Here is a 15,461-nt window from a genome sequence, read left to right on the forward strand (position 1 = left end):
GGCTTGTCTGTCGAACGGCGACGTCAAACATCTGTTAGGCGGGTGCGTCGAAAGGCGCAACAGGCCCGAAAACCCCCGCTCACCTTGGATTAAGCATTAACGGCGATGATCCCGGCTGAAGTTACCCGGGGCTCTCTTCGTCATGTTCCAGATCATCGGCATCGTCCTGCTGTTCGGCCTCGTGTTCGGCAGCTTCATCATGTCCGGCGGCAAGATGGACGTGATCATCGAAGCGGCCCCGCACGAGCTGATGTGCATCCTCGGCGCGGGCATCGCCTCGTTCCTGATCTCGAACTCGATGACGGTGATCAAGGCCACCGGCGGCGGCTTCGGCAAGATCTTCAAGGGTCCCAAGTGGAAGACCGCGGACTATCGCGACCTGCTGGGCCTGCTGTTCCTGCTGACCAAGACCATGAAGTCCAAGGGCGTCATCGCCCTGGAAAGCCACATCGAGCGTCCGCACGAGAGCGGGATCTTCCTGCGCTACCCGAAGATCATCAAGGACCACTTCGCCGTCGACTTCATCTGCGACACCCTGCGGATGATGACCATGAACCTGGAGGACCCCCACCAGGTCGAGGACGCGATGGAGAAGCAGCTCGAGAAGCACCATCACGAAGGCCTGGCCCCGGCCCACGCCCTGCAGAGCCTGGCCGACGCCCTGCCCGCCCTCGGCATCGTCGCCGCCGTGCTGGGCGTCATCAAGACCATGGGCTCGATCACCGAGCCGCCGGCCGTGCTGGGCGCGATGATCGGCGGCGCCCTGGTCGGCACCTTCCTGGGCGTGTTCCTGGCCTACGGCCTGGTCGCCCCGTTCGCCACCCGCTTGACCGCCGTGGTCGACGAGGAGGGCTCGTTCTACAAGATCATCCAGTCGGTCCTGGTCGCCCACCTGCACGGCAACGCCGCCCAGATCAGCGTCGAGATCGGCCGCGGCAACGTCCCGAGCGAAGCCCAGCMCAGCTTCCTGGAGCTGGAAGAAGCCCTGCAGGCGATCCCCAACGAGGTCTGATCCGGGCGATCACGGACTGATCACGGATCCGTGAACATTTGTCTTGCCCCTGCCACCGAACTGATGTTCTGTGACCTTGTGACGCGGCTCAAACGGACCGCGGTCGCCCAAAAAGCAGTCGCAAGGGAAGTCCCTATGACCACCAAGATTCTCCGCTCGTTCCTGATCGCCGGCGTGGCCGTCTCGGCCCTGTCGCTGGCCGCCTGCGGCCCGAAGACCGACACCGCCGCCGACGCCAACGCCTCGAAGGCCGCCCAGGACGCCGCCGCCTCGGCCAGCACGGCCCAGGACGCGTCCGCGAACGCCKCCACCGCCGCCGCCGACGCCAACAAGGCCGCCGCCGACGCCGCCGCGGCTCCGGCCGCCCCGGACGCCACGACCGCCGCCGAAGCGCCCGGCACGACCACCACCACGACCACCACCACCGAGAAGAAGACCGAACCGGCCGCCCACTAAGGCGGGTTCACGTCCAGACGATCGGGAAGGGCCGTCCGCGAGGGCGGCCCTTCTTCTTTGCGGGCTTCTTCTGAAAGAGTCGGGCGCCCTATAAGCGGCGCATGAGCGATCCGGCCGTCCCCTCCCCCGACTCCCCGCTGGTCTGGCGCGACGACGGCCTGCCGCAGTCGGCCCTGTACGGCGACGTCTACTTCTCCAGCACCGACGGCCTGGCCGAGACCCGCGCGGTGTTCCTGACCGGCTGCGACCTGCCGGCCGCCTGGCGGGGCCGCGACCGCTTCGTGGTGGGCGAGCTGGGCTTCGGCACCGGCCTGAACATCGCCGCCCTTCTGGACCTGTGGCGGCGCGAACGAACTCCGGGCCAACGCCTGCACGTCTTCTCGATCGAGGCCCACCCGATCACCCGCGACGAGGCGGCCCGGGCCCTGGCGGTCTGGCCGGAGCTGGGCGAGGCGGCCCAGGTGCTGCTCGACCACTGGCCGGGAAGCGCGCGTGGCTTCCACCGCATCGACCTGCCTGGCTTCGACGCCACCTTCGACCTGGCGGTGATGGACGTCGAGGACGCCCTGGCCGCCTGGGACGGGGCGGCCGACGCCTGGTTCCTGGACGGGTTCTCGCCCGCCCTGAACCCCGCCATGTGGCGCGAGGAGATCCTGGCCGCCGTGGCCGCCCGCAGCGCCCCCGGGGCCAGGGCCGCCACCTTCACCGTCGCCGGCGCCGTGCGGCGCGGCCTGGCCGCCGCCGGCTTTCAGGTCGACAAGCGTCCGGGCTTCGGCCGCAAGAAGGAGCGGCTGGAGGCGGTCATGCCCGGCCAGGCCGAGCCGCGGCCGCGTCCGACCCGCCTGGCGGTGGTCGGCGGCGGGATCGCCGGCGCCGCCATGGCCCGCGCCGCGCGCGCGGAGGGCTTGGACGTCGCGGTCCTGGACGACGGCCGGTCGCCGGCCTCGGGCAATCCCGCCGCCCTGGTCACCCCCGCTCTGGACGCCGGCGGCGGCCCGCGCGCCGCCCTGCCGGCCCAGGCCTTCGCCCGCGCCGTCGACCTGTACKCCGACCTGCCCGAGGCGGTGATCGCCCGGGGCGTGCTGAAACTGGCGGTCGCGCCGCGCGACGGCGAACGCCACGCCGCCGTCGCCGCCCAGGACCTGTTCGAGCCCGGCGCCATGCGCATCCTCGCCGCGGACGACGCCACGGCGCGCCTGGGCGAGCCGACGGAAGCCGCCCTCGACATGGCCCAGGCCCTGGTCGTGGAGCCGGCCCGGGTGCTGGAGGCCTGGCGCGGACCGGCGATCCCGGCCCGCGTGGCCCGGCTGGCGCGCGAAGGCGACGTCTGGCGCCTGTACGACGCGGAGGATCGCCTGCTGGCCGAGGCCGACGCCGTGGTGCTGGCCGGCGGCGCGGAGCAGGCCGCGCTCTGGCCCTCCGCCCCCATCCGCCCCGTGCGCGGCCAGGCGACCTGGACCGAGCATCCGGCCCCCGCCCCCGCCGCGTTCGGCGCCTATGCGATCCCGGCCCGCGACGGGGTGCTGTTCGGGGCCACCCACGATCGCGGCGGCGTCGAGACCGACGCCCGCGAGGCCGACGATCGCCGCAACCTGGTGGCCCTGGCCAAGGGGCTGCCCGGCCTGGCCGCCGATCTGGCCGACGCTCCGCTACGGGGCCGCGCCGCCGTGCGCGCGACCACCGCCGACCACCTGCCGCTGGCGGGCGCGGCTCCCGAGGCGCCTGACGGCCTGTTCGTCCTGGGCGGCCTGGGCGGGCGCGGCTTCTGTCTGGCGCCCCTGCTGGCCGAGCATCTGACGGCCCGGGTCCTGGGCCTACCCTCGCCCTTGCCGCGCGACCTGGCCGACCTGGTCGAGCCCGCGCGATTTTCGTCGCGCCCTTAACCTAGAGCGGTATAATCKGCCTCGAAACGGGGAAACAGGAGAACGCCATGCAGCGCATGTTCCTCGTCTTGGCCGTTTCGGCCGCCGCCCTTACCAGCTTCGCCTCCCCCGCCGTCGAGGCCTCCGCCCGGAAGGTCGACCCGTCGCAGTGCTTCCGCACCGAGCGGATGGTCAACTGGGCCTCGGACGACGACCGCAACATCTATGTGAAGCTGAACACCGGCGCCGTGTTCCAGGTGACCCTGAAGGGCGACTGCCCCGGCCTGACGACCTATCGGATCCTGTCCTTCGACACCGACTTCACCGACCAGATGTGCAACGGCCGGCCCGCCACCGTCATCACCCGCAGCGGCGCGGGACCCCTGCATTGTGCGGTGGCGTCCATTCGCCCCCTGTCGGCCGACGAGGCCAAGGCCCTGCCGGACAAGCAGCGCCCCTGACCACGCGGCCGTTCGCCACGAGAGCCGACACCCCCAGAACGTCGGCCTGACCGGCCCCCGACGCCCTCTCGGGATTTCCGGACGATGACGCTCCCGAACCGCTCGGGGGCGTCTTTCTTTTGGAGACGGCGCCGTCCCCTCGCCCGGTTCGCGAGGACGGAAACGAAAAAGGGCCCGGCGTTTCCGCCGGACCCTCTTCCTCAGTGCCTGATCGCGATCTTAGAAGTTGATCGAGATCGTGGAACGGCGGTTCAGCGGTTCCTTCACACCGTCGCCGGTGGCGACGGCCGGTTCGCTTTCGCCCTTCCAATCCACCGCCAGGGTGGTGGCTTGGACACCGGCGCCAACCAGGGCGTCGGCGACGGCCTTGGCACGGCGCTCGGAGAGCTTGGCGTTGTACTTCGGAGAACCCGAGGTGTCGGTGTGGCCGACCACGGTGATCTTCGTCGCGTTACCGCCCTTGGCGTAGTCAGCCGCTTGCGAGACCACGGCCTGGGCTTCCGGCGTMAGCACGTACTGATCGAACGGGAAGTAGACCACGAACTCCTTGGCCTCGTAGGCCGGCGGCGGAGGCGGCGGGGGCGGCTCCGGAGGCGGCGGCGGGGGCGGGGGCGGCGGAGGCGGCGGGGGCGGAGGCGGCGGGGGCGGCGGCGAGCCGAAGGTGTAGCGGATACCCAGCGTCAGCGAGGTGTCCTTGTACTTGCCTTCGAAGGTGCCGACGTCGGTCACGGGGCCGAAGCGGCCCGGGCCGCCGACGTTGGTGGTCACCGAACCCCACTGCAGGTCGTCGGTCGCCAGGTAGCGGCCGGTCAGGTCCAGGGACCAGTTCGGCGCGAAGTCCCAGGCCACGCCGAGGATGCCTTGCCAGGCCAGGGCCTGGTCGACGTCGTCGATGCTGGTGTTCTGGAACTGGGCGGCGCCGGCCGGCACGTTGGACAGCTGGCCGTAGACCTTGTTGTGGACCCAGGCCGTACCCAGGCCGGCGCCGATGAACGGACGCCAGGTGGAGTCGGGCATGAAGTCATAGATGACGTTGAACATCAGGCTCGAGGCCTTCAGCTCGCCATCCACGCCGCCGCAGGTCGGGGCGGCGACGGTGCGCGCCACGCCGGGGGTGCAGAGACCCGACGGCGTACCGGTGCCGTGGACGCCCGACTGGTCGCCGGGGCGATAGCCGTATTCGCCTTCGACACGCCAGTTCGGGGTCAGCTTGTAGCCGATACGGCCAAAGCCAGCCCAGTCGTCATCGGGGGAGAAGCTCCACTCCGATCCGGTCGTGGACGAGGTCCCCTTGACGCCGTCGGGCCAATGGTACCCGACGTCGCCGGCGACGTACCATCCGCTCAACGTCATTTGGGCGGAGGCGCCCGACGCGGCGCAGAGCGCAAGCGTCGCAACACCAGCCAGCAACCCGATTTTCATGATGTAACCCTCTACGTGAATGTCGCGAGATCGGCACTGGGAGCGACCTCACGACGACAACGCGCCAGGATTGAAATCAGGTGTGGCCAAGGCGCCACATTCCGGCCATTTCGTCGCAAAAGCGACTCAAGGCTCCGGAACCCGGGCCCTTGCCCCTTCAAGAAAACGTCGGTCCCGCGGGATCGCTCCCGGCGCGGCGGCCGCGCGGCCCCAGGACCTCGCGCGCCATGTCGACGAAGGCGCGCAGCTTGGGAGCCTGGGCGGCGCGGCGCGGGAAATAGAGGAACAGGCCCGGCTCCTCGATGGCGGTGTCGGGCAGCAGCCAGCGCAGGCGCCCGTCGCGCACGGCCTCGCGGACCAGGGGCTCKAACACATAGGCCACGCCCACCCCCGCCAGGGCCAGGTCGCGGGCGTAGAGCGGATCGGTGACGCGGGCGGTGCCCCGCACCCGCACCGCCGTGTCGGCGCCGTTCTCGCGCACCTCCCAGGCATAGTCCGCGCCCGTGGAGACCAGGCGGAAGCCGATGCAGTTGTGGCCGGCCAGATCGGCCAGGGTCCCGGGTTCGCCCCGGGCCCGCAGATAGCCGGGCGCGGCGACCATGATGGCCTTGAACGGCGGGGTCAGGCGGACGGCGGTCATGTCCTGGGCGATCATCTCGCCCAGCCGCACGCCGGCGTCCCAGCCGCCGGCCACGATGTCGACCAGGCCGTCGTCCGAGGTGACCTCGATCACCAGGTCCGGATGCCGCCAGGCCATTTCGGCGATCACGGGGGTCAGGGCGATCTCCAGCGCCACGCGCGGCGCGTTCAGCCGCAGCACGCCGCTCACCCGCCCCCGGGTGGCTCGCAGCCGCTCGACCGCCTCGCCCACCTCGGCCAGGGCCGGACCGACCTCGGCGACGAACTGGGCGCCGGCCTCGGTCAGGGCGACGCTGCGGGTCGTGCGGATCAGCAAAGGCAGGCCCAGCCGGTCCTCCACCGTCTTGACCGCGTGGCTGACCGCCGAGGGGCTCATGCCCAGCTCGGCCGCCGCCGCCGCGAAGCCGCCGCGCCGGGCGACCGCCAGGACCACCGGGAAGTGCGCGATCAGGTCTCGATCCATTCCTGCACGATTTCGAATAGCCAATGCGATTTGGACCATCTTATCACGCAATGGCTTCGCTGCGATCTTCGCCGGGCGTTCGGACGGAACGCGTTCCGGACGGGAGATCCCCATGACCGCCACCGCCACCGCCAAGACCTGGTTCATCACCGGCGCCGCCTCGGGCTTCGGCCGCGCCTTCGCCGAGCACGCCCTGTCGCGCGGCGACAACGTGGTGGCCACGGCGCGCTCGATCGCCAAGCTGGACGCCCTGGTCGCCCTGGACCCCGCCCGCGTGCTGGCCGCCAAGCTGGACGTCGACCAGACCGGCGACGCCGAGGCCGCCGTCGCCGCGGCGGTCGCCCGCTTCGGCCGCATCGACATCCTGGTCAACAACGCCGGCTACGGCGTGGTCGGCGCCCTGGAAGAGACGCCGGACGCCGAGCTGCGGGCGATCCTGGACACCAACTTCTTCGGGGCCCTGGCGGTGATCCGCGCCGCCCTGCCGACGCTGCGGGCCCAGGGCTCGGGCGCGATCGTCAACATCTCCAGCCTGGGCGGCCAGCTGTCGTTCGCCGGCTTCTCGGCCTATTCGGCCAGCAAGTTCGCCCTGGAGGGCGCTTCAGAGGCCCTGGCCCAGGAGGTCGCGCCGTTCGGGATCAAGGTGCTGATCGTCGAGCCCGGCCAGTTCCGCACCGACCTGGCCGGCGCCGGCATGCGCCACATGCCGATCCTGGCCGCCTACCAGGACACGGTGGGCCCCACCCGCGCCTTCGCCCACGACATGCACGGAACCCAGCCCGGCGACCCGCGCAAGGCGGCCGCCGCGATCGTCACGGCGCTGGAGGCCGACGTGACCCCGCTACGCCTGCAGCTGGGCGCCGACGCGGTCGAGGCGGTGCGCGGCCACGCCGAGACGATGCTGGCCGACCTGGCGGCCTGGGAAGCGGTGGCGACGGCCACGCGCCACGACGACGCCTGAACGGGCGTCGGGTCGATCTGGATTTGGGAAGGGAATGGTGGACGCGACAGGGATTGAACCTGTGACCCCTACGATGTCAACGTAGTGCTCTCCCGCTGAGCTACGCGTCCGCCGAAGCGATCCGAAGCGCCCTGGAAAAGGCGTCCCGGCCGGGAAGGTGTGGGGGTATAGCGGCGGCTTGGCCGTCGCGCAACCCGCCTTTCGGCGGGTCCCCAAAAAATTAGGCGGCCATCATCTTCTCGACCTCGGAGACGAGGTCGCGCAGGTGGACGGGCTTGGACAGCACCTTGGCGCCGGCCGGGGCGCGGTCCTGGGCCGACAGGGCCACGGCGGCGAAGCCGGTGATGAACATGATGCGCAGGGACGGGTCGCGGGCGGCGGCCTGGCGGGCCACCTCGATGCCGTCCATGCCGGGCATGACGATGTCGGTCAGCAGCAGGTCCCAGGGGGTGTCCAGGTGCTGGACGGCTTCCTCGCCGTCGGCGCAGGCCGTGACCTCGAAACCGGCGCGCTCGAGCGCGCGCGCGAGGAAGCCGCGGAGGGAGTCATCGTCTTCGGCGAGGAGGATGCGGGCCATGCGGTCAGTTTCCAGGCGATCGGCGGAATTGGAAAGCGGGAATCTAGAGAAGGACGGTAAATCGCGGATGAACCGGCCCCGCGCTGTCCACAGCTAAAGCTTCGGCGCCAGGCCCGGCTGCTTATCACGCGGGTGGTTGGCGTTTGACCCGGAACCGTCCGACCGCGACAATAAGCCCATGACCGCATGGGAGCCGATCGCTTCGGAAACGCCGGCGACGGCGGAGCACGGCTTCTCGCCGGCTTTCGAGGTCGCGCGGGCCCAAAGCGCTGATGGGGCGGAGGGCCAGCCGCCCCCCACTCCGCTGGTGTTCGCCTCGCCCCATTCCGGCCGGCTCTATCCGCCCGACATGCTGGCCGCCGCGCGGCTGACCGCCCACGAGCTGCGCGGGTCCGAGGACGCCTTCGTCGACGACCTGATCGCCGGCGCGCCCGCCCTGGGGGCCTGCGTGATCCGCGCCCGGCTGGCCCGCGCCTATATCGACCTGAACCGCGACGCCTGGGAGCTGGACMCGGCGATGTTCGAGGACGCCCTGCCCGACTTCGCCCAGGCCCGCACGGCGCGGGTGGCGGCGGGGCTGGGGGCGATCGCCCGCGTGGCCGGCGAAGGCCGCCCGATCTACGCCCGCAAGCTGACCTTCGCCGAGGCCAAGGCGCGCATCGAGACCGCCCACCGCCCCTATCACGACGCCCTGGACCGCCTGCTGGCCCAGGCGCGCAACGCCCACGGCGTGGCGATCCTGGTCGACTGGCATTCGATGCCGGCGGCGGCGGCCCGCGGCCACCGGGCCCGGGGCGGCGGTCCGTGCGACATCGTGCTGGGCGACCGCTTCGGCGCGGCCTGCGGGCCCAAGCTGACCGCTCTGATGGAGAAGACCCTGGAGGGGCTGGGCTATCGCGTCGCCCGCAACGCCCCCTACGCCGGCGGTTACACCACCGAGCACTACGGCCGCCCCGCCCGGCGCACCCACGCCATCCAGGTCGAGATCAACCGCGCGCTCTATATGAACGAGACGACCCGCGAGCCGACCGAGGGCCTGGCGCGGCTGAAGGCGCATATCGAGTCGGTGACGGCCCGGCTGGTGGCGACCGACTGGGCCGAGTTGCTCTAGCCTGCCTTGCCGGCTTGCCGTTCCCTGGCGTTCCAGGCTTCGCGCTGGGCGAAGACCCGCGTCACCTCCGCCATGTTCTCCGTGCCCCACGTGCAGAGCGGCACAAGGGCCTCGGCCAGGCCGTGGCCCAGCGGCGTGAGGCTGTAGTCCACGCGCGGCGGGACCTCCTTGTAGTCGGTCCGCTTCACCAGGTCGTCGCCCTCCAGCTCCTTGAGCTGCTGGATCAGAACCTTGTCGCTGACATCGCGTATGGCGCGACGCAGCTCGCCGTACCGTGTGGGACCGCCCTGGGCCAGGAAGTAGAGGATCAGCGGCTTCCACTTTCCAGCGATGACCCGCAGCGTCGCGTCCAGCCCGCAGGTGAAGCCGGGCAGCGTCGGGGTGCAGCTCTGGACCGGCGGCGGGGCCGGACGTGAGGGGTTCGATGACATTTCTAGGCACTTACCAAAAGGTGCATACTTGTCGATAGGTGAGTACGAAGCCAGCTGAGTGCAACCTCAATGAAGGAGCACATCATGAGCAGGCTACAAGGCAAGACCGCGGTGATCACCGGCGGCGGCAGCGGCATCGGGCTGGGGACCGCCAAGCGGTTTATMGATGAAGGCGCGTTCGTCTATCTGTTCGGGCGACGCAAGGCGCAGCTCGACGACGCCGTGGCCCAGCTGGGGTCCTCGGCCCGCGCCGTGCAGGGCTCGGTGACCGATCCGGCCGACCTGGACCGGCTGTACGAGATGGTGAAGGCCGAACGCGGCGGGCTGGACGTCCTGGTCGCCAACGCCGGGACCGGCTCGTTCGCGCCGCTGGGCGAGATCACGCCCGAGCACTACGACCAGATCTTCGACGTCAATGTGAAGGGGCTGGTGTTCACGGTGCAGAAGGCCCTGCCGCTGATGTCGGACGGCGGGTCGATCATCCTGACCGGCTCGAGCACGGGGGTGATGGGGACGCCGGCGTTCAGCATCTACAGCGCCACCAAGGCGGCGGTCCGCAACCTGGCGCGCAGCTGGGCCCTGGACCTGCGCGGCACGGGGATTCGCGTCAACGTGCTGTCGCCGGGTCCGACCACGACGGAACTGGCGCTGGAGGTCCTGGGCGAGGAGGGAATCGCCGCGATGGGGGCGTCCACCGTGCTGGGCCGCATGGGCGATCCGTCGGAGACCGGGGCCGTGGCCGCGTTCCTGGCGTCGTCGGACAGCAGCTTCATGACGGGCGGCGAAGTCTTCGTCGACGGCGGCCTGGCGCAGGTCTGACGCCGAGCGTCCACGCCAAGGGGGTTTCGAGGCCGAAAATCGAAGCCCCCGACCGGCCTCTTCGGAACAAGTCCAGGCCCGGCGCGCGTTTAGAACGGGCCGCCCGGCCCCAGGCCAAAAAAAAGCCCGGCTCGAGAGCCGGGCAGTTCATTAGGGAGGAAACGCCCAGGAAGGGCAGAGGCGGCAGCGCCGCCTCACAGGTTGCTTATAGGGTGCGGTGCGAAATCCATCAAGCGAAATCTTCGACAACGTTGTCGTTTTTTATATCGCGAACCGACTGAAATCCTTTGTAACACAAGGGACAGAGAACGCCGCTCTCCAAGCTTGGCCGATTTTGGCGACAATGCTGCACTGCACAATTAGTTGCCAAAGAAACGACATCCGCCCGCAACTTTCGCAAACCCTATGAATTTAAGGGGTTTGAGCGTGACACCGGTTACCGTGGCAATTCCACGCGTAGGGGTGGGGGTGGATAAACGTCGCGCAGTCGCGTAAAAGCCGCGCGCCTGACGCGCCCGCGTCAAACCCCATCTGTTCCTCCCCGAAAGTCCGCCTTCTCCATGTCCATGCGAAACATCGCCATCATCGCGCACGTCGATCATGGCAAGACCACCCTCGTCGACCAGCTCCTGGCCCAGTCGGGCGTGTTCCGCGCCAACGAGGCGACGACCGAGCGCGCCATGGACTCCAATGACCAGGAGCGCGAGCGCGGCATCACCATCCTGGCCAAGTGCACCAGCGTCCTGTGGAACGGTGAGGCGGGCGAGACCCGCATCAACATCATCGACACCCCCGGCCACGCCGACTTCGGCGGCGAGGTCGAGCGCATCCTGGGCATGGTGGACGGCTGCGTCCTGCTGGTCGACGCCGAGGAAGGCGTCATGCCCCAGACCAAGTTCGTGCTGACCAAGGCGCTGAAGATGGGCCTGAAGCCCATCCTCTGCATCAATAAGGTCGACCGGGCCCACGCCGATCCGGACCGCGTCCACAACGCCGCCTTCGACCTGTTCGCCGCCATCGGCGCCACGGACGAGCAGCTGGACTTCCCGCACATCTACGCCTCGGGCCGCGCCGGCTGGGCCACGATGGACCTGAACGTCCCGAACGATAACCTCGCCCCGCTGTTCGACCTGATCGTCCGCCACGTGCCGGAGCCGAAGCAGATCGAGAAGAAGGACGAGCCGTTCCAGATCCTGAACGTGCTGATCGAAAGCGATCCGTTCCTGGGCCGCCTGCTGACCGGCCGCATCGAGAGCGGCAAGGCCGTTCCCGGCATGGCCATCAAGGCGCTGGACCGCGACGGCAAGGAAATCGAGCGCGGCCGCATCACCAAGGTGCTGGCCTTCCGCGGCCTGAAGCGCTCGCCGGTCGACGAAGGCGCGGAAGCGGGCGACATCGTCGCCATCGCCGGCATGTCCAAGGCCACGGTGGCAGACACCCTCTGCGCCCTGGAAGTGACCGAGGCCCTGCCCGCCCAGCCGATCGATCCGCCGACCATCTCGATGACCGTCTCGGTCAACGACAGCCCGCTGGCCGGCCGCGAAGGCGACAAGGTCCAGAGCCGCGTGATCCGCGACCGCCTGCTGAAGGAAGCCGAATCGAACGTGGCCATCAAGGTCACCGAGTCGACCGAAGGCGACGCCTACGAAGTCGCCGGCCGCGGCGAACTGCAGCTGGGCGTGCTGATCGAGAACATGCGCCGCGAAGGCTTCGAGGTGTCGATCAGCCGTCCGCGCGTGGTGTTCCAGAACGATCCGGAAACCGGCAAGCGCCTGGAGCCGATGGAAGACGTCATGATCGACGTCGACGACGAGTTCTCGGGCATCGTCATCGAGAAGCTCTCGCTCCGTAAGGCCGAACTGCGCGACATGGGCCCGTCGGGCGCGGGCAAGACCCGCATCCAGCTGGTCGCCCCCTCGCGCTCGCTGATCGGCTATCAGGGCGAGTTCCTGACCGACACCCGCGGCTCGGGCGTGCTGAACCGCGTGTTCAGCCACTACGAGCCCTACAAAGGCGCCATCGACCAGCAGCGCAAGGGCGTGCTGATCTCGAACTCCGACGGTGAAACCGCGGCCTACGCGCTGTGGAACCTGGAAGAGCGCGGCGTGATGTTCGTCGGCGCCGGCGAGAAGACCTATCAGGGCATGATCATCGGCGAGAACGCCCGTCAGGACGACCTCGACGTCAACCCGATGAAGGCCAAGCAGCTGACCAACGTCCGCGCCTCGGGCAAGGACGAGTCGATCCGCCTGACCCCGCCGCGCCGCATGACCCTCGAACAGGCCATCGCCTACATCGAGGAAGACGAGCTGGTGGAAGTGACGCCGAAGAACATCCGCCTGCGCAAGCAGACCCTGAACCCGTCGTTCCGCAAGCGTCGCGTCAAGGAAGAATAGTCGCCTCCCAGGCTCTTCTGGGACAGACGATCAAGAAGCCCGCCATCTTCCGAGATGGCGGGCTTTTTCATGGGTTTAAGCGGCCTCTACGGTTAACCGGCGTTTCAGGAACCACCGTTAGGTTGCACGCGGGGGATGCGGGGGAGCGTCCTGGGATTGCGGGATCGCCGTGCGTCAGACTTCCACTCTTTCCGGCATCGCCGCGCGGCTGGCCGCGCTGGCCTCGCGCCATCTGCCCGCCGTGCCCGAGGCCATGGCCGGCCGCGTCCGCTTCGAGCAGCTGGTCAGCATCCAGCGCCTGACGCCGGTGATGATGGCCGCCAACATCATCAACGCCCAGCTGGTCTGCCTGGCCGGCCTGGGCGGCGCCCATCAGGTCGCGCTGGCGGTGTGGGCCGGCGCCGTCACCTGCTACGCGCTGCTGGGCCTGCGCGGCTGGCTGTCGGCCCGCCGCCGCAAGAGCGCCAAGAACACCGTCTCGGCCCGGGGCGCGCGGCGCGTGGCCCTGCAGGCGGGGCTGCTGGGCGCGCTGTGGGGCGTGTTGCCCGCCCTGGCGCTGCGCGACGCCGACACCGAGATGAGCATGCTGATCGTGGCCCTGACGGCCGGGATGATCGGCGCCGGCAGCTTCGCCCTGCTGACCCTGCCCATGGCCGCCCTGGCCTATACGACCCCGCTGGTGATCGGCTCGCTGTTCGTGCTGCTGACCAGCCAGGAGCCAGTCCTGCTGGCCTTGGCCGGGCTTCTGATCTTCTGCTACCTGGTCGTGGGCCTGTCGTGCCTGTCGCACGCCAAGGTCTTCGTCGACCGCCTGGTGGCCGACGACGAGCTGGAGCGCCAGAAGCAGGTGGTCAGCCTGCTGCTCAGCGACTTCGAGGAAGGCTCCAGCGACTGGCTCTGGGAGGTCGACGCCACCGGGGCCCTGACCTACGTCTCCGAACGCATGGCCGAGGCGGCCGGCCGCTCGCGCGAGGACCTGCTGGGCCGCCGCGTCAGCGAGCTGGGCGCCGAACTGGCCGAGGCGCCCGAGGGGCTTTCGAACCTGGGCGGCCTGCTGGTCGACCAGAAGGCCTTCCGCGACGTGGTCGTGTCGGTGCTGGTCGGCGATGAACTGCATTGGTGGGCGCTGAGCGGCAAGCCGATCCACGCCCTGGACGGAGCCTTCGCGGGCTTCCGCGGCGTGGGGGCCGACGTCACCCAGGCCCGCAAGGACCAGGAGCGCATCAAGCGCCTGGCCCATTACGACGTGCTGACCGGCCTGCCCAACCGCCTGTCGTTCCTGCAGGCCCTGAGCGCCGCCTGGGACGCCAAGGGCAAGACCGCGGGCTGCGCGGTGCTGTGCCTGGACCTGGACCACTTCAAGGGCGTCAACGACAGCCTGGGCCATCCGATCGGCGACGCCCTGCTGACCGAGGCGGCCGGCCGCCTGCGCGCCTGCGTCGGCGACACCGGCGTCGTCACCCGCCTGGGCGGCGACGAGTTCGCCGTGGTGGTCCGCGACCATCTGGCGCCCGCCGAGCTGGGCGCCCTGGCCCAGGCCATCGTCGACGCCCTGTCCCAGCCCTACGAGCTGAACGACCATCACGTGGCGATCGGGGCCAGCGTCGGCATCGCCATCGCCCCGGCCGACGCCGACGACGCCGACACCCTGCTGAAGAACGCCGACCTGGCCCTCTACCGCGCCAAGGGCGACGGGCGCGGGGCCTATCGCTTCTTCGAGGCGACCATGGACCTGTGGGCCCAGGAGCGCCGGGCCCTGGAGATMGACCTGCGCTCGGCCCTGAAGAACGACGAGCTGAAGCTGTTCTTCCAGCCGCTGATCGGCGCCAAGGCCCACGAGACCATCGGGTTCGAGGCCCTGCTGCGCTGGCAGCACCCGCGCCGCGGCCTGGTCGGGCCCGACGACTTCATCGAATGCGCCGAGCAGTGGGGGCTGATCTGCAAGATCGGCGAGTGGGTGCTGAACGAGGCCTGCCGCCAGGCGGCCGCCTGGCCCGCGCCGCTGAAGGTGGCGGTCAACCTGTCGCCCAACCAGTTCGCGGCCGGCGACCTGGTCGACCAGGTGCGCGCGGCCCTGCACGCCTCGGGCCTGACCCCCGCGCGCCTGGAGCTGGAGATCACCGAGGGCCTGCTGCTGCGCGACACCGCCGGCACGCTGGAGCAGCTGAAGGCCCTGAAGGACCTGGGCGTGCGCATCGCCATGGACGACTTCGGCACGGGCTATTCCAGCCTGGCCTATCTGTGGCGGTTCCCGTTCGACAAGATCAAGATCGACCGCACCTTCGTGGCCGAGATGGCGGGCAATCCGGCCATCGCCGACATCCTGCGCACCATCACCCTGCTGGGCCGCACCCTGAACCTGGAGGTCACGGCCGAAGGCGTGGAGACCGCCGACCAGGCGCGAATCCTGGAGGACATGCGCTGCGACCACTTCCAGGGCTACCTGTTCGGCCGCCCCATGCCGATCGCCGACATCCCCGGCTTCCTGCTGGACAATACAGCCCAGCAGATGCGCAGGATCGTGCTGGACGAGGCCGCCGACGACGCGAAGGCGGCCAAGGGCGCCTAGATCCGGCGCCGCCCGCTGAACAGGCCCACGATCCACAGCAGCACGATCGCACCCACCGTCGAGACCAGCAGGCTGCCCAGCCAGCCGAAGAAGTGGATGTTGAACATGCTGGCCAGGAAGGCGCCGATCAGCGCGCCGACCAGGCCGACGATCAGGTTGGTGATCAGGCCGTGATTGCGGCCCATGACCTGTTCGGCGATCCAGCCGGCGAAGATGCCGATGATGACCGCACCGATGAAACCCACACCGTTCATGTCGCTTGATCCCTGACAGCCAAGATTG

The 15,461-nt window shown here is 69.8% G+C and carries 14 protein-coding genes and 1 tRNA gene; 9 read left to right on the forward strand and 6 right to left on the reverse strand.

The window, feature by feature from the left end:
• Positions 1-142 precede the first annotated feature (142 nt).
• The 4 genes from motA (at position 143) to AC1U89_RS08030 (ending at position 3,791) form a co-directional block, all read left to right on the forward strand.
• On the forward strand, positions 143-1,012 hold the full coding sequence (motA, locus tag AC1U89_RS08015) for a flagellar motor stator protein MotA (protein ID WP_479899189.1): 870 nt from the start codon (positions 143-145) through the stop codon (positions 1,010-1,012).
• Positions 1,013-1,147: 135 nt separating this feature from the next.
• Entirely contained in the window at positions 1,148-1,468 is a 321-nt protein-coding gene (locus AC1U89_RS08020; protein WP_479899190.1) for a hypothetical protein, read from the forward strand.
• Positions 1,469-1,569: 101 nt separating this feature from the next.
• Positions 1,570-3,351 (forward strand): bifunctional tRNA (5-methylaminomethyl-2-thiouridine)(34)-methyltransferase MnmC2/FAD-dependent 5-carboxymethylaminomethyl-2-thiouridine(34) oxidoreductase MnmC1, encoded by a 1,782-nt coding sequence (mnmC, locus tag AC1U89_RS08025; protein ID WP_479899191.1) that lies wholly within the window; start codon positions 1,570-1,572, stop codon positions 3,349-3,351.
• Between the two features lie 47 nt (positions 3,352-3,398).
• Positions 3,399-3,791: a DUF6491 family protein gene (locus AC1U89_RS08030; protein ID WP_479899192.1), complete on the forward strand. Its 393-nt coding sequence runs from the start codon at positions 3,399-3,401 to the stop codon at positions 3,789-3,791.
• 219 nt (positions 3,792-4,010) lie between these two features.
• Here AC1U89_RS08030 and AC1U89_RS08035 read toward each other — a convergent pair whose 3' ends face one another.
• Positions 4,011-5,213, reverse strand: coding sequence for an OmpA family protein (locus AC1U89_RS08035; protein ID WP_479899193.1), 1,203 nt, complete (start codon positions 5,211-5,213; stop codon positions 4,011-4,013).
• A gap of 157 nt (positions 5,214-5,370) precedes the next feature.
• Entirely contained in the window at positions 5,371-6,315 is a 945-nt protein-coding gene (locus AC1U89_RS08040; protein ID WP_479899194.1) for a LysR family transcriptional regulator, read from the reverse strand.
• Positions 6,316-6,427: 112 nt separating this feature from the next.
• On the opposite strand from AC1U89_RS08040, the gene AC1U89_RS08045 reads away from it, so the two are divergent.
• The gene (locus AC1U89_RS08045; protein WP_479899195.1) at positions 6,428-7,276 is read left to right on the forward strand and encodes an oxidoreductase; all 849 of its coding nucleotides are present in this window, start codon (positions 6,428-6,430) and stop codon (positions 7,274-7,276) included.
• A gap of 35 nt (positions 7,277-7,311) precedes the next feature.
• Here AC1U89_RS08045 and AC1U89_RS08050 read toward each other — a convergent pair.
• A tRNA-Val gene (locus AC1U89_RS08050) sits at positions 7,312-7,386 on the reverse strand.
• A 110-nt stretch (positions 7,387-7,496) separates the two neighbouring features.
• Positions 7,497-7,853, reverse strand: coding sequence for a cell cycle two-component system response regulator CpdR (gene cpdR, locus AC1U89_RS08055; protein ID WP_012284930.1), 357 nt, complete (start codon positions 7,851-7,853; stop codon positions 7,497-7,499).
• A 178-nt stretch (positions 7,854-8,031) separates the two neighbouring features.
• Here cpdR and AC1U89_RS08060 point away from each other — a divergent pair, with 178 nt between their 5' ends.
• Complete coding sequence (locus tag AC1U89_RS08060) at positions 8,032-8,964, forward strand: N-formylglutamate amidohydrolase (protein WP_479899196.1); 933 nt, start codon at positions 8,032-8,034, stop codon at positions 8,962-8,964.
• Here AC1U89_RS08060 and AC1U89_RS08065 read toward each other — a convergent pair.
• Entirely contained in the window at positions 8,961-9,395 is a 435-nt protein-coding gene (locus AC1U89_RS08065; RefSeq protein ID WP_479899197.1) for a winged helix-turn-helix transcriptional regulator, read from the reverse strand. The genes AC1U89_RS08060 and AC1U89_RS08065 overlap by 4 nt on opposite strands.
• Positions 9,396-9,479: 84 nt before the next feature.
• Here AC1U89_RS08065 and AC1U89_RS08070 point away from each other — a divergent pair, with 84 nt between their 5' ends.
• From AC1U89_RS08070 to AC1U89_RS08080, 3 genes are all read left to right on the forward strand, one after another.
• Positions 9,480-10,214, forward strand: coding sequence for an SDR family NAD(P)-dependent oxidoreductase (locus AC1U89_RS08070; RefSeq protein ID WP_479899198.1), 735 nt, complete (start codon positions 9,480-9,482; stop codon positions 10,212-10,214).
• 560 nt (positions 10,215-10,774) lie between these two features.
• Entirely contained in the window at positions 10,775-12,610 is a 1,836-nt protein-coding gene (gene typA / locus AC1U89_RS08075; RefSeq protein WP_479899199.1) for a translational GTPase TypA, read from the forward strand.
• 169 nt (positions 12,611-12,779) lie between these two features.
• Positions 12,780-15,179 (forward strand): putative bifunctional diguanylate cyclase/phosphodiesterase, encoded by a 2,400-nt coding sequence (locus AC1U89_RS08080; RefSeq protein ID WP_479899200.1) that lies wholly within the window; start codon positions 12,780-12,782, stop codon positions 15,177-15,179.
• On the opposite strand, the gene AC1U89_RS08085 is transcribed toward AC1U89_RS08080, so the two are convergent.
• The gene (locus tag AC1U89_RS08085; protein ID WP_029914402.1) at positions 15,176-15,433 is read right to left on the reverse strand and encodes a GlsB/YeaQ/YmgE family stress response membrane protein; all 258 of its coding nucleotides are present in this window, start codon (positions 15,431-15,433) and stop codon (positions 15,176-15,178) included. The two genes, AC1U89_RS08080 and AC1U89_RS08085, sit on opposite strands and share 4 nt — an antisense overlap.
• Positions 15,434-15,461 lie beyond the last annotated feature (28 nt).

It is taken from the genome of Caulobacter sp. 05T431, assembly GCF_056665975.1.

Bases quoted from the DNA above. Each gene is read 5' to 3' on its own strand.
- cpdR (WP_012284930.1), bottom strand. From the start codon at position 7,853: ATGGCCCGCATCCTCCTCGCCGAAGACGATGACTCCCTCCGCGGCTTC.
- AC1U89_RS08065 (WP_479899197.1), bottom strand. From the start codon at position 9,395: ATGTCATCGAACCCCTCACGTCCGGCCCCGCCGCCGGTCCAGAGCTGC.
- AC1U89_RS08085 (WP_029914402.1), bottom strand. From the start codon at position 15,433: ATGAACGGTGTGGGTTTCATCGGTGCGGTCATCATCGGCATCTTCGCC.
- typA (WP_479899199.1), top strand. From the start codon at position 10,775: ATGTCCATGCGAAACATCGCCATCATCGCGCACGTCGATCATGGCAAG.
- AC1U89_RS08045 (WP_479899195.1), top strand. From the start codon at position 6,428: ATGACCGCCACCGCCACCGCCAAGACCTGGTTCATCACCGGCGCCGCC.
- AC1U89_RS08030 (WP_479899192.1), top strand. From the start codon at position 3,399: ATGCAGCGCATGTTCCTCGTCTTGGCCGTTTCGGCCGCCGCCCTTACC.